The following is a 21,628-nucleotide window of genomic DNA, read 5'->3' on the forward strand; positions in this document are numbered from 1 at the left end:
CGCCCACGAAAGGGGTAGAAATCAGACGATTCCGTGTGCCAGATCTGTCTGGTTGGGACGGTTCGTCCGGTTGGTTACGCTGCCGGCAGCGGCGAGCCGGTCTCCAGCAGCGTCTTCAGGCTCGACAGCAGGGCCGGCCAGCCCTGGCTGCACATCGCCATGACCGTGCTGCCCGGCTCGAAACCGTCGTGCAGCACCGTCAGCTTCACGCTTTCTCCCTGCGGTTCGAGCGTGAAGGTGACCTTCGAGCGGCCTTCCGCCTGCAGCTTCGAAAGCGTTTCCGCGTCGATGCCGTTTCCTTTCGCCCATTCCTCGGTGAACGTGTGCCAGGTGTAGGAAAGGCGGCGGTAGGGGTCGGATTCGAGCACGACCTGGTCGGGGTGGCTCGTTTTCGCGCCGTTTTCCGCCCAGACCACCGGTGACCCTTTCTTCCAGTCGGTTTCGAAGGAGACGCCCCAGTACTGCCGGGTGAACGCGGGGTCGGTAAGCGCTTGCCAGAGCTTTTTCGGGGTCGTGCTGATGTAGGTGGTGTACGCGAATTCGTTCATGGGTGTGGACTCCAGGGCTCGTTTCAGATCGGCCAGCGCGCCGGCCCGCCGCCGGTCGTAGCGGGTCATCCAGCGCTCGGTGATCGCGTTGATCGGCGCCGCGTCGAGGTAGTGCAGCTTTTCGCGGCCGCGCCAGGTCGTCGTGACCAGCCCGGCCGCCTCGAGCACGGCCAGGTGCTTGCTCACCGACTGGCGGGCCATGTCCAGCCCCGCGCACAGTTCGCGCAGGGTCTGGCCGTTGCGCTCGTTGAGCACGTCCAGCAGCCGGCGTCGGCTGGGGTCGGCCAGTGCTTTGAACACCTCGTCCATCGCGCCTTCTTCCGAACATGCAGCCATTCGGCTGCCTTTTCACGATAGGCAGCTGAACGGCTGCATGTCAACCGGGGGTCAGCGGAAGCGGATCACCGTGCTGCCCGCGAGCACGAAGAACACGAGGATGACCAGCGTCCCGGTCTGCCCGCCGGACGACCGGGTCACGACCTGGTCGACCGCGCCGGTCAGCCGCACCCCGCACTCGGCGATGACGGTGTGCCGCCCCGCCTCGATCCGGGTGAACTGGACCGGCGCGGTGAAGGCCCCGGAGCTGTCGGTGTAGGCGGAGCCGACCTCGGCGCCGTCGGAGGTCAGCGTGACCATCCGCCCCGGCTGGCAGCCCTTGCCCGACGCCGACAGCTCGTCGCCGGGCTGGACGCTCGGCCGGTCGAGCACCAGCTCACCCGGCTTCGGCTCGGTGCTGGTGGTGGCCGGGGTGCCGGGTGTCGTCGGCGTGGTCGCGGGCGGCGGCGTGGACGTGGTCGTCGGCGGGGTGGTGCTCGTGGTCGGAGGCGGGGTCGTGGTGATGCTGGGCTTGCTCGGCCGCGTGGTCGCGGGCGGCGGCGTGGTGGTGGTCGGGGGCGGCGGGGTCGTGGTGGGTGTGGCGGTCACGGTGAACCGGCTGCTCGCGGTGAGCGGCTGCTTGGTCCGGGCGTTGGTGCAGGTGCCGGTGACCGGGTAGGTGCCGGGCTGGGCACCGGCCGGCACGGTGGCCGCGACCGTGCCGCTGGTCTCCTGGAGGGTCGCGTTCCCCGTCCACATCGGCGTGCCGTTCCAGGAAAAGGTGATCGCCGTGCCGCACGGGTAGAAATTCCAGGAAATGGTGAAGGAACTGCCTGCCTTGCCGCTCGACGGTTTCAAACCAACCGACGACGTGTATTGTGCGTTGGCGTTACCGGCGAACGCGAGCAGAAGTATCGTTCCGGCCACGGCGCCGAAAAACAGCCGAACCACGAATCGCATTGGGACGTCCCTCCCCGGTGTGTGCTCGCTGTAGCATTCCGGACCAGTCGGATAACGCAAGTAGGGGATGCCCAATGGGACGTGTCATCGCGGCGGGGGTTGCGTTGGGTTTGTGCGGGGTGCTGCTCGGCGCGCCACCCGCGTCGGCCCAGTCCGGTTCGGCACCGTCCGGCTCGCTCGGGGTGCAGGTGTCGATCGACCGGCGGCCGATCGCCGACGTGACGGTCCCGATCGACCCGGCCAAGCAGGTCGAGCTCCAGGTCGTGGCCACCAACCCGGGCACCGCGCCGGTGAAGGTCCGCAGCGTGCGGCTCTCCGGCGTCGCGCTCGCCCTCACCTTCTTCGCCTACGACACGACCGCGCCGTTCGAAGTGCCGGCGCGGGGCTCGACCACCCGGACGTTCGTGCTGGACCTCGGCGATCTCGCCGGACAGGCGACCGGGCTGCTGCCGTCGTCGGTCGAGCTGCTCGACGCCCAGCGCGCGACGCTCGGCGAGGCCACGACGGTCGCCGACGTCCAGGGCTCCTTCTGGTCGGTCTACGGCGTCTTCGGCCTGGCGATGCTCGTGCTCACCGTCCTCGCCTGGCTGACCGCGCTGCTCGCGCTGGCCCGGCACCGGCTGGCCCCCAACCGCTGGCGCCGCGGCCTGCGGTTCCTGCCCGCCGGGTTCGGCACCGGCCTGGTCGCGGTGATCAGCCTGTCCGTGCTGCGGCTGGTCCCGCCGGAGCCGGCGATCGAGATCCCGGTGGTGCTCGGCGCCGCGGCGATCGCGTTCCTGCTCGGCTACCTGACGCCGCACCCGGCGGCGCCGGCCGCCGCGGCCGCCGGGGACGGCGCCACCGTCCGGCTGCCGGTCCCGTCGACCCAGGAATTCACCCGATGAGCGCACCGGCCGAACTGGTCGCCGCCCTGCCGCAGTACGACATCGGCGCCGAGATCGGCGAAGGCGGCATGGGTGTCGTGTTCGCCGGGACGCACCGGACGCTGGGGCGCAGCGTCGCGATCAAGCAGCTGCCCTGGGACGTGCTCAACCACGCGGCGAGCAGCGAGCTGTTCGACCGCGAGGCCCGCGTGCTGGCCAGCCTGGACCACCCGCACATCGTGCCGGTGTACGACTACGTCCGCACCGGCCGCGAGCACCTGCTGGTGATGGAACGGCTCGACGGCGGCACGGTGCACAGCCGGTTCCACGGCGGCGGCGTCACCGGCGAGCAGGCGTGCGCGATCGGCCTGGCGATGCTCGCCGGGCTGCACGCCGCACACCGGGCCGGCGTGCTGCACCTCGACGTCAAGCCGCGGAACCTGCTGTTCAACCTGCAGGGCGTGGTGAAGGTGGCGGACTTCGGCATCGCGCGGGTGATCAGCGAGGGCGCCACGCTCGTCACGCACGGTGGCGAGATCCTCGGCACCCCGGCGTACATCGCGCCCGAGCAGGCGATGGGCAACGCGCTGAGCCCGGCGGCCGACGTCTACGCGGCCGGCACGGTGCTCTACGAGCTGCTGTCGCGGCAGCTGCCGTTCGACAACACGCGCGGCGCGATCAGCATGATGCGCCAGCACATGTTCACCGACCCGCGGCCGATCGCGGGCGTCCCGATGCCGATCGCCGGGGTGATCATGCGCAGCCTCGCGCGCGAGCTCGACGCGCGCTACCGCGAGGCCGAATCGTTCGCGGCCGATCTGGCCGGCGCCGCGACCGCCGTCTACGGGCCCGGCTGGCTCGAACGCTCCGGGGTGCCGGTCCTGCACCTGACGCCGCGGGTGATCGCCGGGCTCAACTCGGCCACCGCGCCGGCGCCGCCGGAGGAGTCCCGGACGCGGCCGGTCCGGCGGCCGTCGGGGCCGAACGCGACGCTGGTCGCGCCGAGCGGGCCGCCGGACACCGGTTCCGGGCCGGCCGGCGGCGGTCCGGGTGCCGGTCCGGACTCCGGCCGCGCGGGGGACGGTTCCGGCCCGTCGGCGTCCTCGAAGGCCGCCGTGCTGTGGTTGCGCTTGGGCGCGGCGGCGGCCGCGATCGTGCTGGTGGTCCTCGCGCTGCTGAACCCGGAGCGGCTGCCGCACCAGGCGTCCCCGACGTTGCTCCTCGGCACCAAGCCCGTCACGACGCCGGTCGAGGTGGACCTCAGCAAGCCGCTGACGCTGGCCGGCACCGGCAACCCGGGTCCCGTCGCGCTCACGCTGTCCGCGGCCGGGATCCCGCTGAGCTCGGCCGAAACCGACGCGAAAGCGGCCGGCAACGGCTTCACCGCGCAGCTCACCCTGCCGGCGATCGCGCGGTGGGTGGTCGGCGGCGCGGTCACGGCGACCGTGCGGACCGGGCCGGTCACGCAGACGTTCACGCTGCTCACCAGCCAGCACCCGCTGGCGAGCGCGATGGGCGCGGGCAGCCTCATCCTGGCGCTGTTCGCGCTCGCCTACCTCGAATCCGGGCTGCGGACCATCCGCAACGGCCACCGCTGGCGTGGTGCGTCGGTCGGCGGGCCGGTGCTGGGCCTGCTGTTCGGCGCCGTGGCGTGGCTGTGCTTGTCGGTGCTGCGCGAGCACGAACCGGCGCCGGGGTTCGGCGCCGGCTGTGCGGTGGCGGGCGCGGTCGCGGCCGGGCTCGTGGTCGCGGCGGCGCGGCGCCGGGCGTCCACAGTGGTCAGTCGACCATCCGGACGGTGACGTGCGGGCTGTAGCTCTTGCGCCGGCTCCACCCGGTTTCGGCGCAGAGGCTCAGCTGGATGGCGCGGTCGGCCGGCGCCCAGTAGCCGGTGCGGACGAAGTAGCCCTCCATCGTGGTCAGCGCGCCGAGGCGCTTGCGGGCCGAACACATCTCCCAGCCCCACTGGCGTCCGGTCTTCTCGACGCCGTTGCGCCGCACGGACAGGCACGGGTTGCCGACCGCGCGGATGTCGGCGTCGCCCTCGGTGACGTAGACGACGCCGTCGATCTTGTAGAACCGGTTGTTGTCGAGCAGCGAGACCTGCCCGGAGAGCGTGACCCCGACCCGGCCGCCTTCGTCGCCGGTGAGCGTCCAATCGAGACAGAATTCCTGGACCGGGAGTTCCAGCGACTGGGTCATGGCGAGTTCCCCTGTTCTAGCAGTGCGTCCTTCCAGAAGATAGGGAAAATCCGGACGCCGGGAAGGGGTGCGGACGATCTTCACCCGAAGCGGTTCCGGAGCCATGAATGCCTTGCCGTGCATGGGTTTTCAGGCGAGTGGGTGACTTCGGGCACGAGAGGTGACATCGGGGCGTCTCTCCGGGTGGCGTCGGCCGCACGGTCGGGTCTGCGTCGGTCTCGATCACTCTCCGTGAGGTAAAGGTAAAGGAACCATTACCTTCGGCGGGGCGTTGACGGGGCATGAGCGAGACCACGGTGATCGAGCTCGGGCCCCGCGACCTGCTCGTGGTGGCGGGCCTGCCCGGCGCGGGCAAGACGACGATGCTCCGCCACGCCGCGCCCGGCCTGGTGGTGCTGGACTCCGACCAGGTCCGCGCCCGGCTGGCGGCGGTGCCCTTGCCGTACCGGTGCTACCGGCCGGTGGTCCACGCGTGGCACCGCGCGCGAGTGGTCCGGCGGGCGATGGCGGCGGGGCCGATCGTGGTCCACGAGCCGTCGACGCGGGCTTCCACCCGGGCGTTGCTGGCGCTGGTGGGAGCGGTCAGCGGGCGGCCGGTGCGGTTGCTGTTCCTGGACGTGACGGCTGCGCAGGCGCTGGCCGGCCAGCGCAGCCGCGGGCGGGTCGTGCGGCCGCGGTCGTTCGCCCGGCACGTCCGGCGGGCGGGGAAGTGGCGGGAGGCGCTGCTGGCCTCGCGGGTTCCGGTGGGGTGGAGCAGCGTCCAGGTGATCGACCGGGCTCGGGCGGGGCGGACGCGGGTGGTGGTGAAGCAGCTGGTGGAGTGCTGACGGGGGCGCGTACCTGGGCGGTCGGCTCGCGTGCCTGGAGGGTCGGTTCGCGCGGTGGTGGATGTAGTGAATGACTCATTCCTGTCGTCTGGCGACAGGAATGAGTCATTCACTACGTTGCGGGCCGGGCAGGCGTCCGGGAGGTAGGCGGCGCGGGGCCGGTCGTCACCCTCGGTTGGTCTGGACATTTTACATATTGGTCTAGACAATATCGGTATCTCCCCGACTGGAGGACCCGATGAGGCGTTCCAGACTGTCCGCAACCCTCGCCGCCTTCGTCCTGGCGCTCTCCGGTCTCGCGGCCGGTCCCGCCGGTTCCGCCGAGGCGGCCAACCTCCTCGCCAACCCCGGTTTCGAGGCCGGCTCGCTCTCCGGCTGGACCTGCGCCAACGCCACCACCGTCAGCACTCCCGTGCACGGCGGGAGCCACGCCCTCGCCGGCACCCCCGTCGGTGCCGACTACGCCCAGTGCTCGCAGACCGTGTCCGTTCAGCCGAACACCACCTACACCGTCTCCGCCTGGGTGCGCGGGAACCCCGTCTACCTCGGCATCACCGGCGGCGCCTCGACCTGGTCGGGCAACGCGAGCGCCTACAACCAGCTGTCCCTCACCTTCACCACCGGCAACCAGACCTCCGCCCAGCTCTACCTCCACGGCTGGTACGGCGCCGGCACCTACTACGCCGACGACGTCGTCCTCGACGGCCCCGGCGGCAGCACCCCCGGGACTCCCGGTGCGCCAGGCACCCCGGCCACCGGCGCCGTCACGAACTCCTCCATCGCCCTGAGCTGGGGTGCCGCCGCCGGGGCCGTCACCGGGTACCGCGTCTACGAAGGCAGCAGCGTCGTCGCCACCGTCACCGGGACCAGCGCCACGATCTCCGGCCTGAAAGCCTGCGAAACCCACAGCTACGCCGTCGCCGCCTACAACAGCGCCGGTGAGTCCCCGAAGAGCGCGACCACCAGCGTGACCACCACCGGCTGCGTCGACACCGGCCTGCCGAAGCACTCGCTCATCGGCTACCTGCACTCCAGCTTCGCGAACGGCTCCGGCTACGTCCGGATGGCCGACGTCCCCGCGGCCTGGGACATCATCGACCTCGCGTTCGGCGAACCGACGTCCGTCACCTCCGGGGACATCCGCTTCACCCGCTGCGCCGCCACCGAGTGCCCGAACGTCGAGAGCGACGCGGACTTCACCGCCGCGATCAAAGCCAAGCAGGCGCAGGGCAAGAAGGTCCTGATCTCCATCGGCGGGCAGAACGGCCAGGTCCAGCTGACGACGACCGCCGCGCGCGACAAGTTCGTCAGCTCCGTCTCGGCGATCATCGACAAGTACGGCCTCAACGGCCTCGACGTCGACTTCGAGGGCCACTCGCTCTCGCTCAACGCCGGCGACACCGACTTCCGCAACCCGACCACGCCGGTGATCGTCAACCTGATCTCCGCGCTGAAGTCGCTCAAGGCCAAGTACGGCTCGGGCTTCGTGCTCACCATGGCGCCGGAGACGTTCTTCGTGCAGGTCGGCTACCAGTTCTACGGCGGCTCGGGTACCGGCGACGCGCGGACCGGCGCCTACCTGCCGGTGATCCACGCGCTGCGGGACTCCCTGACCGTGCTGCACGTCCAGGACTACAACTCCGGCCCGGTCATGGGCCTGGACAACCAGTACCACAACATGGGTGGCGCGGAGTTCCACATCGCGATGACCGACATGCTCAAGGCCGGCTTCACCGTGGCGAACACCGGGCAGTTCTTCCCCGGGCTGCGGCCCGACCAGATCGCGGTCGGGCTGCCGGCGGCGGTCAGCGCGGGCAACGGCTACACGTCGCCCACGGACGTCCAGACGGCGGTGAACTGCCTGGTCGAGGGCAGCGGCTGCGGCTCGTACACGCTGCGCGGCGGGACGTCGCCGGCGCTGCGCGGGCTGATGACCTGGTCGATCAACTGGGACAAGTACTACAACTGGGAGTTCCAGAACAGCCACGAGCCGTTCCTGAACTCGCTGCCGTGACGCCGGGCGGTGTGCCCCGCTCCGGTGGGGCACACTGCCTGACGTGGTGAAACGCGACTCCGTGCTGACGCGCGTCGTCCGGATCTTCGAGACGTTCGAACCGGACGCGCCCGCGTTGCGCGTCACCGACATCGCGCGGCGGGCCGGGCTGCACGTCGCGACGGCGTCCCGGCTGATCGACGAGCTGGTCGGGCACGGCTGGCTGCGCCGCGACCCCGATCGGAGGATCCGCGTGGGCGTGCGGTTGTGGGAGCTGGCGTCGCGCGCGTCGCCGACGCTCGGGCTGCGCGAAGCCGCGATGCCGTTCATGGAGGACCTGCACGCCGTCGTCGGGCACCACACCCAGCTCGCGGTGCTCGAGGACCGCGAGGTGCTGTTCGTCGAGCGGCTTTCCGCGCCCGGCGCGGTCGTCAACGTGACGCGGGTGGCCGGGCGGCTGCCGCTGCACGCGTCGTCGTCCGGGCTCGTGCTGCTCGCCCATGCGCCCGCCGACCTGCAGGAACAGGTGCTGGCCGGCCCCCTCGGCCCGTTCCGCCGGACCACGCTGACCGACCCGGCGCGGCTGCGGCGCTTCCTCGCCGACGTGCGGCGGGACGGCTACGCGTACTGCGCGGGCTTCATCGACGAAGAGACCACCGGGATCGCCGTCCCGCTGCGGGGCCGCGGTGGCGACGTGGTCGCGGCGCTGTCGGTGATCGTGCCCAACGACGACTCCGCGCGGATGCAGATCCCGGCGTTGCGCGCGGCGGCGCGTGGAATCTCGCGGACGCTCTCTCAGTGAATGAGAATGTCGTAGTGGCCGCCACGGTCGGTGGCCCATGCTCGGACTCTCCGCGTGAAAGGACGTTGCCGTGCGCACCCAGGTCGTCATCGTCGGCGCCGGCCCGGCCGGGCTGCTGCTGTCCCACCTGCTCGGCCTCGAGGGAATCGACTCGGTGCTGGTCGAACGGCAGACCGCCGAGCACGTCCAGGCACGCATCCGCGCGGGCATGCTCGAGGCGGGCACGGTCGAGCTGCTGCGCTCGGTGGGGCTCGGCGACCGGCTCGACGCGGAAGGCATGGAACACCGCGGGATCCACCTGCAGTGGCCGGGGGAGCGCCACCACCTGGACTTCGTCGACCTCGTCGGCCGGTCGGTCACCATCTACGGGCAGACCGAGATCACCAAGGACCTCATGGTGGCGCGGGAAAAGGCGGGCCGCCCGGCGTACTACTCGGCTTCGGACGTCTCCCTGCACGACGTGACGGACTCGCCGTACGTGACTTTCGTGGACGCCGACGGTGCGGCGCAGCGGGTCGACGCGGACGTGGTCGTCGGCTGCGACGGGTTCCACGGGCCGAGCCGGCTGTCCATTCCGGACGCTCAGGTGCGGGAGCGGGCGTACCCGTTCGCGTGGCTGGGGGTGCTGGCCGACGTCGCGCCGTCGGCGGACGAGCTGATCTACGCCTGGCACCCGGACGGCTTCGCGATGCACAGCATGCGCTCGCCGCGGGTGAGCCGGTTCTACCTGCAGGTGGCGCCGGACGAGGACATCGCCGAGTGGAGCGACGACCGGATCTGGACGGCGCTGTCCACGCGGCTCGCGTTTTCCGGCTGGACGCTGGAGACGGGCACGATCACGGAGAAGAGCGTGCTGCCGATGCGCAGTTTCGTGTCGACGCCGATGCGGCACGGGAACCTCTACCTGGCCGGGGACGCCGCGCACATCGTGCCGCCGACGGGGGCGAAGGGGCTGAACCTGGCGGTCGCGGACGTCTCGCTGCTGGCACGCGCGTTGACGGCGTCGTTCCGCGGCGACGACTCGCTCGCTTCGGCGTACTCGGAGACGGCGTTGCGGCGGGTCTGGCGCTGCACGCACTTCTCGTGGTGGATGACGTCGATGCTGCACCGCCACGGTGACGACTTCGACGCCCAGCTCCAGCTGTCCCAGCTCCGCCGCACGGTGAGTTCGGTGTCCGCGGCCACGGAGCTGGCCGACAACTACTCGGGCATCCCGCTCTGACGACGTGAATGACTCATTCCTGTCGTCAGGCGACAGGAATGAGTCATTCACTACATCCACTCTTGACGTCCGGACCCTGCCCAGCGCACCCTACCCGCGTAGTAATTCGAATTATCAGCGCCGGGAAGGCTTCATGAGGGAACTGGACACGGAGATTCTGGTGGTCGGCGGGGGACTCGGCGGGGTCGCCGCCGCGCTGGCCGCGGCGTCCCACGGCCGGCGGGTCGTGCTCACCGAGGAGACCGGCTGGCTCGGTGGGCAGCTCACCGCCCAGGCCGTGCCGCCGGACGAGAACCCGTGGATCGAGCGGTTCGGCTCCACCCGCACCTACCGCGACCTGCGCACGGGTATCCGCGACCACTACCGCCGCCACTACCCGCTTCGCGCCGAAGCCGCGAAGCGCCCGGAACTGAACCCCGGCGCGGGGCGAGTCAGCAAGCTCTGCGGTGAACCCCGGGTGGCCCTGGCCGTCATCGAGGCCATGCTCGCGCCGCACGTCAGCGCCGGGCGGATCCACGTCCTGCGCCACCACCGCCCGGTCGAGGCGCACACCACCGGTGACCGCGTCGACGCCGTGGTCCTCGAAAGCGGCCAAGACAAAGTCACCGTCCAAGCCCGGTACGTCCTCGACGCCACCGAGAACGGCGACCTCCTGCCGCTCACCGGCACCGAGCACGTGACCGGCGCCGAAGCCCGAAGCGAACACGACGAACCGCACGCGCCCGAAGAAGCCGCCCCGGCGAACCTCCAAGGCATCACCTACTGCTTCGCGGTTTCCCACCACGAAGGGGAAAACCACGTCATCGACAAGCCGGAGACGTACGGCTTCTGGCGCGACTACCAGCCGGACTTCTGGCCCGGCCCGCTGCTCGGTTTCGCCGCGCCCGACCCCCGGACGCTCGAGCCCGTCAAGCGCACCTTCGTCCCGAACCCGCCCGGCGACCCCCTGGCCGTTTCCGCCGACCAGAGCGCCGACGCCGGCGACAAGGAACTGTGGGCCTTCCGCCGCATCCTCGCCCGGAACCTCCACGCCGACGGCGCCTTCGACTCCGACATCACGCTCGTCAACTGGCCGCTCAACGACTACTGGCTCAAGCCCGCCCTCGCGATCCCCGGCCACACCACCGAAGCGGACGTGGCGACCGCCCACCACGAAGCCAAGCAGCTGAGCCTGTCCGTCCTGTACTGGCTGCAGACCGAAGCGCCCCGCGCGGACGGCGGCACCGGCTTCCCCGGCCTCAAGCTCCGCCCCGACGTCACCGACACGAAGGACGGCCTCGCGAAGTCGGCGTACGTGCGGGAAGCCCGGCGCATCAAGGCCGTCACGACCGTCACCGAGCACGACGTCTCGGCCGAGATCCTCGGCGTCGACGGCCGCGTCCGCCGCGAGGACGCCGCCGGGGTCGGGAGCTACCGGATCGACCTGCACCCCTCGACCGGCGGGGACAACTACATCGACGTCGCCAGTGTCCCGTACGAGATCCCGCTCGGCGCGCTGCTGCCTGTCCGCACGGCGAACCTGCTGCCCGCCGGCAAGAACATCGGCACCACGCACATCACCAACGGCTGCTTCCGGCTGCACCCGGTGGAGTGGAACATCGGCGAGGTCGCCGGGCTGCTCGCCGCGTTCGCCATCGGCGAGGACGTGGAACCGCGGGACGTCAAGACCGACAGCCGGCTCTTCGAGGACTTCGCGCGCGTGCTGGACGCCGCCGGGGTGGAACGCCGGTGGCCGGAAGTGCGGGGGTACTGACGTGCCGCCGGTAAGGTCTCACGGAGACGAGCGGGAGGGAGCCAGGGATGACGGCGGGTTCGGGCCGGGTCACGCAGGCCCAGGTGGCGCGCCTGGCCGGCGTCTCGCAGGCCGTCGTGTCGATGGTGCTGAACGGCTCCGACAGCCTGCGCATCACCCCGGAGACCCGCGACCGCGTGCAGCAGGTGCTCCGCGAAACCGGGTACACCGTGGACATCATGGGCCGCCGGCTGCGCGGCGGGACCAACCAGATCCTCGGCGTCTTCACCTACGAGTCGGTGTTCCCGTCCGGCGTGGCCGACTTCTACCGGCCGTTCCTGCTCGGCATCGAGGAGGAGGCCGAGGCGCAGGGCTTCGACCTGCTGCTGTTCACCAGCGGTGGCCGCCGCGACGGGCGCCGCCGCATCTACGAGGCGGGCACGAACCGGCTGCGCATCGCCGACGGCTCGATCCTGCTCGGCCGGCACAACGACCCGCAGGAGCTCGCGCAGCTCGTCGAGGAGCAGTTCCCGTTCGTGTTCGTCGGCCGCCGCGAGTCGCCGACCGGGCCGATCAGCTACGTCGGCGCGGACTACGTCGCGGCCACCCGTGAGGTCCACGACCGGCTGTGGGGCCTCGGGCACCGCCGGATCGGCCTGCTCAGCGTGACCGAAGAGAACGAGCCGACCCTCGACCGCCGCGCCGGCTACGAAGCCGCGGTGCGCAAGTACCGCCGTCCGCCGTTGGTCTTCCTCGAGGAGGACCCGGCGCTCGCGCTGCGGCAGGCGCTCGACGAGGGCGTCACGGCGTTGCTCGTCGAGAGCTCGGCGATGGCCGACGGCATCCTGGCCCGCGCGCACGAGCTCGGCCTGGGCGTGCCCGGCGACCTGTCGATCGTGGTGCTCGGGGACGCCGACCCGTCGCAGCAGCCGCACGCGCACGCCGTGCCGAGCACCGGCACGGACTGGTCGATGTTCCGCATCCCGCGCCACGAAATGGGCGCGCACGCCGTGCGCGTGCTCGTCGGGCTGCTGAAGGACCCCCAGCCCCGCCAGCTGCTCCTGCCGTGCACGATCCACGAGGGCGCCACCACGGCCGGACCCTCCACACCAGACTCCCGCTGAGGCCGAACGGCCTGTTGACAGCGCTGGCGGCGGAACCTACCGTCGCTGCTAATTCGAATAACCAGGAGGCATCGTGGCCTACCGTAGAACCCGGCTGCTCGCCGCCGCGGCCCTGTCCGCCGTCGCACTGGCTTCGACCGCCTGCTCCGGCGGCGCCGGCGACGACAAGAACATCGCGCTGCGCATGACGGTCTGGACGACCGACAAGAACCAGCTGGCCCTCTTCGACTCCATCGCCGCCGAGTACCGCACGGCCCACCCGGAGGTCGCGTCGGTCAAGTTCGACGTCGTCCCGGGGGACACCAGCGCCTACTCGGCCGCGCTCACCACCCAGCTCTCCGGCGGCAACCCGCCCGACCTGGCGTGGATCCTCGAACGCGACGCCCCCGACTTCGTCCAGTCCGGTGCGCTCACCGACCTGAAGCCCACTTTGGACGCGGCGGCCGGCTACAACGCCGGTGAGCTGGTTCCGTCGGCGACGAAGCTGTGGACCAAGGACAGCGGCCTCTACGCCTACCCGTTCTCGACGTCGCCGTTCGGCATGTTCTACAACAAGAACCTGCTCACCCAGGCCGGCATCACCGAGACACCGGACCAGCTCCTCGCGAGTGGACGGTGGACCTGGGACGCGGCCAGGCAGATCGCCACCCAGGTCGCCGCGAAGGACACCGGCAAGGCCGGCCTGGTCATCCGCGAGTTCGAGTACAAGCAGTGGGTGCTGCTCGCCTCGGTCTGGCGCGGCTTCGGCGCCGACGCGTGGGGCCCGGACGGCAAGACCTGCGGGTTCTCCACGCCGGAGATGACGTCCGCGATGACGTTCCTGCACCAGGCGATCTTCACCGACAAGGCGCTCCCGGGCCCGGGCACGACGGCGGACTTCTTCGCCGGCGAATCCGGCCTCACCATCGCGCAGATCAGCCGCGCCGGCCTGCTCAAGGCCAAGCCGTTCGAGTGGGGCATCGTCCCGCTGCCCGCCGGGCCGAAGGCGAACGCGCAAGTCATCGGGCAGGCCGGGATCGGCGTCCCGGTGAAGGGCAAGCACGCCAAGGCCGCCGCGGACTTCCTGGCGTTCTTCACCGACCCGGCCAACTCGGCGAAGCTCGGGCAGTACTTCCCGCCGGCCCGCGACAGCCTGCTCAACGCGGCCACCCTCGCCAAGGCGAACCCGCTGTTCAGCCAGGAGCAGCTGCAGAACGTCGTGGTGAACGGGATCAAGACGGGTGCCGTCCTGCCGTCGCACACCGGGAGCGCGCGGATCGCGTCGCTCGTCCAGTCCGCTTTGGACCCGATGTGGAAGCCGGACGCGGACGTGCCCGCCGCGCTGGCCGGCGTCTGCCAGGCCATCGACCCCGCGCTGAGCCAGTGACGCTGACTTCGAAGAAGCGCGACGAGCTCGCGGGGTGGCTCTTCATCGCCCCGCAGGCTCTCGGCTTCCTCGCCTTCGTGGTGGCGCCGCTGGCCGCGGTCGTCTGGTACAGCGTCCAGGACGTCAACCTGCTGGCCGGCACGTCGACGTTCGCCGGTGCGGACAACTACGCGAAGCTCTTCGACGACCCGACCGCGCCGAAGGTCGCCCGCGCCACGGCGATCTTCTGCGTCGGCCTGGTCGTGCTGAACCTGGCGCTCGCGCTTTCCCTCGCGTTGCTGCTGAACCTGAAGCTGCGCGGCACCACGGTGTTCCGGACGATCTTCTTCTCGCCGGTGGTCGTCACGCTCGTCGCGTGGACGATCGTGTGGAACTTCCTGCTGCAGGACAACGGCGGGATCAACGCACTGCTGCAGGCGATCGGCGTCGACGGCCCGAACTGGCTGCGCGGCAACGGCACCGCGATGCTGTCGGTGATCGTGGTGCAGGTGCTGAAGAACGTCGGGCTCAACATGGTGCTGTTCTTGGCCGCGCTGCAAGGCATTCCGACGTCCATCATGGAGGCGTCCCAATTGGACGGTGCCGGCCCGTGGCGGCGGTTCCGCTCGGTGATCCTGCCGATGATCAGCCCGACCACGCTGCTGACGGCGATCATCACGGTGGCCGGCGCGCTGCAGGTGTTCGCGCAGATCCAGGTGCTGACCCTCGGCGGGCCCGCCGACAGCACCAACGTGCTGGTGTTCTACTTCTACCAGCAGGCCTTCGCCAACCACGACCTCGGCTACGGCTCCGCGCTGGCCGCCGTGCTGTTCCTCGTCATCCTCGTGCTCACGCTGCTGCAGTGGCGGATGCGGAGGCGGTGGGTGTTCCATGAGGCGTAGGGCCAAGATCGCCTGCTACGTCGTGATGGGCGTGCTGGCCGTGCCGTTCGTGTTCCCCACGTGGTGGATGATCACGGCGTCGCTGCTGCCGGCCAACGAGGTGCTCGCGTACCCGCCGAAGCTGTTCCCGGCGTCGCCGCAGTGGGAGAACTACAAGACGGCGTTCACGGACTTCCCGTTGGCGCAGCAGTACTTCAACAGCCTGTACATCGCCGTGCTCGTCACGCTCGGCACGATGTTCTTCTCTTCGCTCGCCGGGTACGCGTTCGCCCGCATCCGGTTCCGCGGCGAGAAGGTGTTCGGATTGATCCTGATCGGGCTGATGGTGCCGAGCGAGGTCACGATCATCCCGCTGTTCCGGCTGGTCGACGACCTCGGGCTGACCAACACGCACTGGCCGTTGATCGTCGTCCCGATCTTCGGCGCGCCGAGCGTGCTGGCGACGTTCGTGATGCGGCAGTTCTTCATCACCATCCCCGGCGAACTGGAGGAGGCCGGCCGGCTCGACGGGCTTTCGCGGTTCGGGCTCTACCGGCGCGTCGCCCTGCCGATCGCCAAGCCCGCGCTGGCCGCGGTCGCCATCTTCACGTTCCTGAACACGTGGAACTTCTTCCTGGAACCGCTGGTCTACCTGACCGACAAGAGCATGTTCACGCTGCCGGTGGCGCTGACGCAGTACGTCGACGTCTACGGCGGCCACCTCTGGAACGTCCAGCTCGCCGCCGCGACCACGACGGTCGTGCCGGTTCTGGTCGTGTTCATCATCGCGCAGCGCCAGTTCGTCGAAGGGCTCGCCCAGAGCGGCCTCAAAGGCTAGGAGAGGTCGTGAGTGAGAAACAGGGTTAGAACACTGTTTCTCACTCACGACCTCCCACCGGCAACCCTTAGGAGGCCGCACGGTGATCACGCTCGGCTGGGGCACGTCCCTGAGCGCGACCGCCACCGCCACCGCCGTCACCTTCCTCCGCGACGGCGCCCGGCGGCTGCACGTCCTGCGCGTCCCGCACCCCGGCATCCTCACCACGGAGATCCGGCTTCGGTAGCCGGACGGTGAACGTCGACCCGGTGTCCACTTCGGACTCCGCGGCGACGGTGCCGCCGTGCGCCTCGACCAGGTGCCGCACGATGGCGAGGCCGAGCCCGCTGCCGCCGGTCTGGCGGTTGCGGGACTTCTCGGCCCGCCAGAACCGGTCGAACACGTGCGGCAGGTCCTCGGCGGCGATGCCGGTGCCGGTGTCCGCGACGGCGATCACCACCTCGTCCACAGTGGACGAGACGTGGATCGTCACGCGGCCACCGGGCGGCGTGTGCCGGACCGCGTTGGTCACCAGGTTGGAGACGACCTGGCGCACCCGCACCGGGTCGGCCTCGAAGCCCGTCTCGCCGCGCGCGGAGACGGTGAGCGTGACGCCGGCCGCGGCCGCCCGGTCGGCGTGCGCGGCGGCGACGTGGCCGGCCAGCTCGGCCGCGTCCACCGGCTCCGGGTGCAGCCGCAGCCAGCCGGCGTCGGCGGCGGCGAGGTCCTGCAGGTCCTCGACGATGTGCTGCAGCAGCACGGTCTCCTCGAGCAGCGACGCCGTCAGCGCGTGGTCGAACGGCAGGTGGCCGTCCTCGGCGGCCTCCAGGCGGCCGCGGATGACGTTGAGCGGGTTGCGCAGCTCGTGGGCGATGTCGCCGACCATCGCCTTGCGCTGCTCCTCGATGCGTTCGCGGCGGGCGGTGAGGTCGTTGAAGGCGGCGGCGAGGTAGCCGACCTCGTCGCGGGACTTCACCGGCGCCGGCCGGTCCTGCTTCGCCGCTTCGGTCAGTGCGCGCAGCGGCCGGGACAGCCGGCGCGCGACGAGCACCGTGATCGCGGCCGCCAAGACCAGCACGCCGCCGGTCACCGCGAGGATCCGGGTGAGGTTCTCCCGCGACAGCGTGAACGTCGGCAGCGGCGACCCGCCCGGGCCGAGCGTGAAGAGCAACGCGGGTGGCGCGACGAACGGCGTGAGCTGTTCGCGGCGGGCCGAGTCGAGGCAGCCCTGGGTCGGCCGCTGGTCGGTGGTGCCGAGGACCTCCAGGTCGAGGTCCAGCTTCACCGGCTCCGCGCCCTGGCCTTGCAGGCAGCGGTTGACGGCTTCGTTGAGGCTGTCGAGCGCCGCCTGCTCGGTCGGCGTCGGCTCGGCCAGCTCGTAGAGCCCGCACTTGCTCGCGAAGTAGCGGGCGGACAGCGGATCGAGGCCGGTGAGCTGTGCCCGCCCGCTCGGCGAATCGCGCACCTGGCTGGGGAGACCGACCGTGGCCAGGCAGCCGGCGACCTTCGTGGCCAGCGTCGTGAGGTCCTCGCGTTCGGGCGGCGGCAGCCGGAACGGGCCCACCGCCCGCGGGTCGATGCCGCTGGTCCCCGCCTGGGGCAGCAGGACCGGGTCGACGTGCAGCGGGTCGACCGACGCGGTCGCCTTCACCGGCAGCGTGACCGGCGCGCCGCCGGAGTCGCCGAGGACGTGGCGGTCGAGGGTGGTCAGCACGATCCGCCGGCCGGTCTGGTCCGACAGAGTCTTGAGCTTCGGCCCGACCTGGCTCCAGGTGTGGTTGGCCGCCGCGAAGCCGAGCACTTCGGTGTAGATGGTCGCGTCGCCGGAGAGCGCCTGGCCCTGCTCCTGCTGGATGGCGCGGGTGGTGGTCTGCACGGCGAGCCACGCGGTCGCGGCGATCGAGCCCAGCGCGATCAGCAGGGAGACGGCGGTCAGCCGGACGACGAGACTGCGCCTGAGCGGGAAGCTACGTGTCATCGTCCGCCGTCAGCTTGTACCCGACCCCGAACACGGTCCGCAGGTAGACCGGGCTCTGCGGGTCGGGCTCGAGCTTCTTGCGCAGGTTGAGCACGTGGACGTCGATGATCCGGGTGCTGACGAACCGGTCGTCGCCGCGGGTGAGCTCCAGCAGCTGCCGGCGGGTGAACACCCGGCCCGGCTGCCGGATCAGCGTTTCCAGGAGCTGGAACTCGCCCGGCGTCGTCTCGACCGGCCGGCCGCCGACGGACACCTCGTGCCGCACCGGGTCGAGCCGCAGCGCGCCTGCACGCAACGCCGTGTCCGGCGGTTCGCTGCGCGTGGCCGTCCGGCGCAGCAGTGTCCGGACGCGGGCCATCAGCTCGCGCGGGCTGTACGGCTTGGTCAGGTAGTCGTCGGCGCCGAGGTCGAGGCCGAGCAGCAGGTCGTCCTCGGTCGCGCGGGCGGTGAGCATCAGCACCGCGACGTCGGACTCGCCGCGCAGGATCCGGCAGACGTCGAGGCCGTCGACCTTGGGCATCATCACGTCGAGGACCAGCAGGTCGGGGCGCTCGCGGCGGGCCTCGTCGAGTGCTGCCCGGCCGTCCGGGGCCAGCACGACGGTGTGGCCCTCGCTTTCGAGGTAGAGCCGGAGGACCTCGGCCTGCTTCTCGTCGTCCTCGGCGACCAGTACACGTGCGCACACGGCGTCGAGGTTAGGCGCCCTGACACCGTTGCCACCCGATCCTGACCGGATCTTCATACCTCCGGGCACGAGCCAGGTCTTTGTCAAAGTGTTGACCCCGAGCCCGTCCGCAGGCAAAGGTCGGATGAAATGGTCGGCGTCGATCGGGAGGCACCCGGTGCGGTTCAGGTTCATGGCGGCCCTCGTGACGACGGCGGTGATCGGGGCACCCGCCGTCGCTTCGGCGGCTCCGACAACGATGTCACCCGGGTCTCCGCTGGTCAGTGATCCCTCGGCGTACGTCGATCCGCTGATCGGGACCGGCCGGGGCGGCAGCTCGGTCGGCGAGATCAACAACTTCCCCGGGCCGGCGGCGCCGTTCGGGATGATGCAGTTCTCGCCGGACACGCAGGGCGCGTACGCCGGCTACCAGTACCACTCCGACCAGATCCGAGGTTTCAGCCTCGACCACGCCTCGGTCGGCTGCAACGCGTTCGGCGACGTGCCGATCCTGCCGGTCACCGGCGACGTCGGCAGCGCGCCCTGGAACCGCGTCGAGCACTTCGCCCACGACGACGAGAAGGCCGAGCCGGGCTACTACGCCGTGACGCTCGCCGACTCGAAGGTCCGGGCCGAGCTGACCGCGACCACCCGGACCGGGCTGGCGACGTTCACCTACCCCGCCGGGTCGACGCCGCAGGTGCTGGTCAAGGGCGGCGCGAGCCTCGCCGGGAACTCCGCCGCCACGGTGAAGATCACCGGTGACCGCGAGGTCAGCGGGTCGGCCACCACCGGCAACTTCTGCGGCAAGCCGAACAAGTACACGGTGTACTACGACATCACCTTCGACCAGCCGTTCACCGCGCACGGTACGTGGGACGGCTCTTCGGTGAAGCCGGACACCGACAGCGTCGACTCGCCCAAGGCGGGCGCCTACCTGACCTTCGGGTCGCAGAGCGTCGTGCACGCCAAGGTGTCGATGTCCTACGTGGGTGTGGACGGTGCGAAGGCCAACATGGCCGCGGAGGTCCCGGGCTTCGACTTCGCCGCCGTCCGGAAGTCCACCCGGGACAAGTGGACGCAGGCGCTGGGCAAGATCCGGGTCGCGGGCAAGGACACCGCGCAGCTCAAGACGTTCTACACCTCGCTTTACCACTCGCTGATGCACCCCAACACGTTCGACGACGCGGACGGGCGGTACATCGGCTTCGACGACCGGATCCGGACCCTGCCGAAGGGGCGGCACCAGTACGCGAACTTCTCCGACTGGGACACCTACCGCTCGCTCGCGCCGCTGCACGCCATGCTCTTCCCGAAGGAAGCCAGCGACATGGCGCAGTCGCTGACGAACGACGCCGTGCAGGGCGGCTGGTGGCCGCGCTGGCCGATGGCGAACGACTACACCGGCCAGATGACCGGCGACAGCTCGGTCGCGCTGATCTCCAACCTGTACGCGTTCGGCGCCCGCGACTTCGACGTCAAGACCGCGCTGAAGTACCTGGTCAAGGGCGCGACCTCGGTCGACGACACGCCCGGCGCATACCAGGAGCGCCGGGGTATCGCGGACTACGTCGCGCGCGGGTACCTGCCGAACAACGACGCCTCCCGCGGCGACCACGCCCGTGTCGGCGCGTCGATCACGCTGGAATGGGCCATCGACGACTTCGCCATCGCGCAGTTCGCGCAGGGCATCGGCGACCGCGACGTCGCCCGCGAGTTCACCAAGCGCGGCCAGAACTGGCAGAACATCTTCAACCCCTTGACGGGGTACCTCCAGCCGCGGGCGCAGGACGGCCGCTTCCCGGACGGCCCGGCGTACGTCCCGCCGCCGCCCGGCAAGTTCGGCCAGGACGGCTTCGACGAGGGCAACGCCGCGCAGTACACCTGGCTGGTGCCGCAGGACCCGGCCGGGCTGGTGACGGCGATGGGCGGGCCCGCGGCGGTGTCACAACGGCTGGACACCTTCTTCGAGAAGCTGAACGTCGGCCCGAACGAGCCGAACATGTGGGCCGGCAACGAGCCCGACTTCGGCGTCCCGTTCCTGTACAACCACGTCGGGCAGCCGTGGAAGACCCAGCAGGTGGTCCGCGAGATCGCCACGACGCTGTTCAGCGCGACCCCGGACGGCGAGCCGGGCAACGACGACCTCGGCGCGCAGTCGTCGTGGTACGTCTGGGCGGCGCTCGGCATCTACCCGGCGACCCCGGGGACGCCGGACCTGGTCGTGGCCAGTCCGCTGTTCGAGCGCGCGGTGCTCTCCCTGCCCACCGGCCGGACGATCGACCTCCGCGCGCCCCAGGCGTCGGCGACCACGCCGTACGTCCACGACCTGGCGCTGAACGGGCGGGACTGGGACCGCACGTACCTGCCCGCGAACACCGTGCGCGACGGCGGGCGGCTGGACTTCTCGCTGGCGTCCACTCCGGACCGGCGGTGGGCGGCGAACGCGGCCCCACCGTCCTACCGGGACAGTGAGAAGCCGTTCTTGGCCTCGGTGACCAACCAGGTCGTCGTCGAGCCGGGCACCAGCGGCGAGTTCACGGTGAGCGGGCAGCGGCTCGGCGGGCACGACCGGGTGCTGGACGTGTCCACGCAGGCCCCGGCCGGACTGACGGTCAGCGGGCCGCGGCAGCTGCGGCTCGACGACCGGACCGGCAGCGGCACCGCGAAGCTGACGGTCGCGGTGGCCGCCGGGACGCCCGAGGGCTACTACCAGGTGCCGGTGACGGTCCGCGGCGGCGGGACGTCCGTTCCCGGCTCGGTGATCGTGCTGGTCGCGCCGAAGAACGGCCTCGCGGCGGCGTACTCGAACGTCGGCATCTCCGACGACGGCGACGCCGGCTCGGCCGACATCGACGGCGCCGGGAACAGCCTGTCGCGGCAGGCCCTGGCCGCGGCCGGACTGGTCGGCGGTCAGCGGGCTTCGGCCGTCGGAACGTCGTTCGTCTGGCCCGCCGCGCCGGCCGGACGTCCGGACAACGTCGTCCCGGCCGGGCAGACGATCCGGCTGTCCGGCACGCGGCTGTCGTTCGTCGGCACGGCGTCGAACGGCGACCACCGGGCTTCGGCGACGGTGACGTTCACCGACGGCACCACCGGCCAGGCGGACCTGTCGTTCGGCGACTGGGTGTTCCCGGGCGGCGGCACGGACCCGGTGTTCGGCAACACCCTGGTGGCCCGCACGGACCACCGCAACCAGCCGGGCGGCCAGGGCGGCGGGGCGTCGGTCTACGCGACGACGCCGTTCGACGCGCCCGCCGGCAAGCAGATCGCCTCGGTGACCCTGCCCTCCGACGCCAACCTGCACGTGTTCGCCATCGGCCTCGCTTAACCCCGTCGTGAGTGTTTAGGGCGG

The 21,628-nt window shown here is 70.9% G+C and carries 19 protein-coding genes; 14 read left to right on the forward strand and 5 right to left on the reverse strand.

From position 1 onward, the window contains the following. Window positions 1-74: 74 nt before the first annotated feature. Window positions 75-857 carry an ArsR/SmtB family transcription factor gene (locus QRX60_RS21670; protein ID WP_286002585.1) on the reverse strand — a complete coding sequence of 261 codons (783 nt, stop codon included), beginning with the start codon at window positions 855-857 and terminating at the stop codon, window positions 75-77. A 78-nt stretch (window positions 858-935) separates the two neighbouring features. Next, window positions 936-1,184 (reverse strand): hypothetical protein, encoded by a 249-nt coding sequence (locus tag QRX60_RS21675; RefSeq protein ID WP_286002586.1) that lies wholly within the window; start codon window positions 1,182-1,184, stop codon window positions 936-938. On the opposite strand from QRX60_RS21675, the gene QRX60_RS21680 reads away from it, so the two are divergent. The 4 genes from QRX60_RS21680 to QRX60_RS21695 all read left to right on the forward strand — a co-directional run bounded on the left by QRX60_RS21680 (window position 1,177) and on the right by QRX60_RS21695 (window position 4,488). Continuing rightward, complete coding sequence (locus tag QRX60_RS21680; RefSeq protein ID WP_286002587.1) at window positions 1,177-1,542, forward strand: hypothetical protein; 366 nt, start codon at window positions 1,177-1,179, stop codon at window positions 1,540-1,542. The genes QRX60_RS21675 and QRX60_RS21680 overlap by 8 nt on opposite strands. Then, complete coding sequence (locus tag QRX60_RS21685) at window positions 1,543-1,668, forward strand: hypothetical protein (protein WP_286002588.1); 126 nt, start codon at window positions 1,543-1,545, stop codon at window positions 1,666-1,668. 229 nt (window positions 1,669-1,897) lie between these two features. Next, on the forward strand, window positions 1,898-2,707 hold the full coding sequence (locus QRX60_RS21690) for a hypothetical protein (protein WP_286002589.1): 810 nt from the start codon (window positions 1,898-1,900) through the stop codon (window positions 2,705-2,707). After that, window positions 2,704-4,488 (forward strand): serine/threonine-protein kinase, encoded by a 1,785-nt coding sequence (locus tag QRX60_RS21695; protein WP_286002590.1) that lies wholly within the window; start codon window positions 2,704-2,706, stop codon window positions 4,486-4,488. The genes QRX60_RS21690 and QRX60_RS21695 overlap by 4 nt, the downstream gene beginning before the upstream one ends. Here QRX60_RS21695 and QRX60_RS21700 read toward each other — a convergent pair. After that, complete coding sequence (locus QRX60_RS21700; RefSeq protein ID WP_286002591.1) at window positions 4,466-4,888, reverse strand: hypothetical protein; 423 nt, start codon at window positions 4,886-4,888, stop codon at window positions 4,466-4,468. The two genes, QRX60_RS21695 and QRX60_RS21700, sit on opposite strands and share 23 nt — an antisense overlap. Before the next feature lie 281 nt (window positions 4,889-5,169). On the opposite strand from QRX60_RS21700, the gene QRX60_RS21705 reads away from it, so the two are divergent. The 9 genes from QRX60_RS21705 to QRX60_RS21745 all read left to right on the forward strand — a co-directional run bounded on the left by QRX60_RS21705 (window position 5,170) and on the right by QRX60_RS21745 (window position 15,652). Then, complete coding sequence (locus tag QRX60_RS21705) at window positions 5,170-5,715, forward strand: AAA family ATPase (protein ID WP_286002592.1); 546 nt, start codon at window positions 5,170-5,172, stop codon at window positions 5,713-5,715. Between the two features lie 238 nt (window positions 5,716-5,953). Beyond that, complete coding sequence (locus QRX60_RS21710; RefSeq protein WP_286002593.1) at window positions 5,954-7,729, forward strand: chitinase; 1,776 nt, start codon at window positions 5,954-5,956, stop codon at window positions 7,727-7,729. A gap of 43 nt (window positions 7,730-7,772) precedes the next feature. Continuing rightward, window positions 7,773-8,510 (forward strand): IclR family transcriptional regulator, encoded by a 738-nt coding sequence (locus tag QRX60_RS21715; RefSeq protein ID WP_408630244.1) that lies wholly within the window; start codon window positions 7,773-7,775, stop codon window positions 8,508-8,510. Between the two features lie 70 nt (window positions 8,511-8,580). Then, window positions 8,581-9,732, forward strand: a complete 1,152-nt coding sequence (locus tag QRX60_RS21720) for a 4-hydroxybenzoate 3-monooxygenase (protein ID WP_286002594.1) — start codon at window positions 8,581-8,583, stop codon at window positions 9,730-9,732. Window positions 9,733-9,865: 133 nt separating this feature from the next. Next, entirely contained in the window at window positions 9,866-11,485 is a 1,620-nt protein-coding gene (locus tag QRX60_RS21725) for an FAD-dependent oxidoreductase (protein ID WP_286002595.1), read from the forward strand. Between the two features lie 47 nt (window positions 11,486-11,532). Beyond that, entirely contained in the window at window positions 11,533-12,588 is a 1,056-nt protein-coding gene (locus QRX60_RS21730; RefSeq protein WP_286002596.1) for a LacI family DNA-binding transcriptional regulator, read from the forward strand. 73 nt (window positions 12,589-12,661) lie between these two features. Next, window positions 12,662-13,954 carry an ABC transporter substrate-binding protein gene (locus tag QRX60_RS21735; protein WP_286002597.1) on the forward strand — a complete coding sequence of 431 codons (1,293 nt, stop codon included), beginning with the start codon at window positions 12,662-12,664 and terminating at the stop codon, window positions 13,952-13,954. Beyond that, complete coding sequence (locus QRX60_RS21740; RefSeq protein WP_286002598.1) at window positions 13,951-14,835, forward strand: carbohydrate ABC transporter permease; 885 nt, start codon at window positions 13,951-13,953, stop codon at window positions 14,833-14,835. Before QRX60_RS21735 ends, QRX60_RS21740 begins: the two co-directional genes overlap by 4 nt. Beyond that, entirely contained in the window at window positions 14,825-15,652 is an 828-nt protein-coding gene (locus tag QRX60_RS21745; RefSeq protein ID WP_286002599.1) for a carbohydrate ABC transporter permease, read from the forward strand. The genes QRX60_RS21740 and QRX60_RS21745 overlap by 11 nt, the downstream gene beginning before the upstream one ends. A 67-nt stretch (window positions 15,653-15,719) precedes the next feature. On the opposite strand, the gene QRX60_RS21750 is transcribed toward QRX60_RS21745, so the two are convergent. Beyond that, window positions 15,720-17,609: a sensor histidine kinase gene (locus tag QRX60_RS21750; RefSeq protein WP_286002600.1), complete on the reverse strand. Its 1,890-nt coding sequence runs from the start codon at window positions 17,607-17,609 to the stop codon at window positions 15,720-15,722. Then, window positions 17,599-18,294 (reverse strand): response regulator transcription factor, encoded by a 696-nt coding sequence (locus QRX60_RS21755; protein ID WP_286002601.1) that lies wholly within the window; start codon window positions 18,292-18,294, stop codon window positions 17,599-17,601. Before QRX60_RS21755 ends, QRX60_RS21750 begins: the two co-directional genes overlap by 11 nt. A gap of 157 nt (window positions 18,295-18,451) precedes the next feature. Between QRX60_RS21755 and QRX60_RS21760 the strand changes: the two genes are divergently transcribed. Continuing rightward, window positions 18,452-21,604 (forward strand): GH92 family glycosyl hydrolase, encoded by a 3,153-nt coding sequence (locus QRX60_RS21760; RefSeq protein ID WP_286002602.1) that lies wholly within the window; start codon window positions 18,452-18,454, stop codon window positions 21,602-21,604. The last annotated feature ends 24 nt before the right edge of the window (window positions 21,605-21,628 follow it).

The organism is Amycolatopsis mongoliensis (genome assembly GCF_030285665.1).
GTDB classification, from domain to species: Bacteria; Actinomycetota; Actinomycetes; order Mycobacteriales; family Pseudonocardiaceae; genus Amycolatopsis; species Amycolatopsis mongoliensis.

Bases quoted from the DNA above. Each gene is read 5' to 3' on its own strand.
- QRX60_RS21705 (WP_286002592.1), top strand. From the start codon at position 5,170: ATGAGCGAGACCACGGTGATCGAGCTCGGGCCCCGCGACCTGCTCGTG.
- QRX60_RS21750 (WP_286002600.1), bottom strand. From the start codon at position 17,609: ATGACACGTAGCTTCCCGCTCAGGCGCAGTCTCGTCGTCCGGCTGACC.
- QRX60_RS21675 (WP_286002586.1), bottom strand. From the start codon at position 1,184: ATGGTCACGCTGACCTCCGACGGCGCCGAGGTCGGCTCCGCCTACACC.
- QRX60_RS21730 (WP_286002596.1), top strand. From the start codon at position 11,533: ATGACGGCGGGTTCGGGCCGGGTCACGCAGGCCCAGGTGGCGCGCCTG.
- QRX60_RS21725 (WP_286002595.1), top strand. From the start codon at position 9,866: ATGAGGGAACTGGACACGGAGATTCTGGTGGTCGGCGGGGGACTCGGC.
- QRX60_RS21695 (WP_286002590.1), top strand. From the start codon at position 2,704: ATGAGCGCACCGGCCGAACTGGTCGCCGCCCTGCCGCAGTACGACATC.
- QRX60_RS21710 (WP_286002593.1), top strand. From the start codon at position 5,954: ATGAGGCGTTCCAGACTGTCCGCAACCCTCGCCGCCTTCGTCCTGGCG.
- QRX60_RS21745 (WP_286002599.1), top strand. From the start codon at position 14,825: ATGAGGCGTAGGGCCAAGATCGCCTGCTACGTCGTGATGGGCGTGCTG.
- QRX60_RS21690 (WP_286002589.1), top strand. From the start codon at position 1,898: ATGGGACGTGTCATCGCGGCGGGGGTTGCGTTGGGTTTGTGCGGGGTG.
- QRX60_RS21670 (WP_286002585.1), bottom strand. From the start codon at position 857: ATGGACGAGGTGTTCAAAGCACTGGCCGACCCCAGCCGACGCCGGCTG.
- QRX60_RS21700 (WP_286002591.1), bottom strand. From the start codon at position 4,888: ATGACCCAGTCGCTGGAACTCCCGGTCCAGGAATTCTGTCTCGATTGG.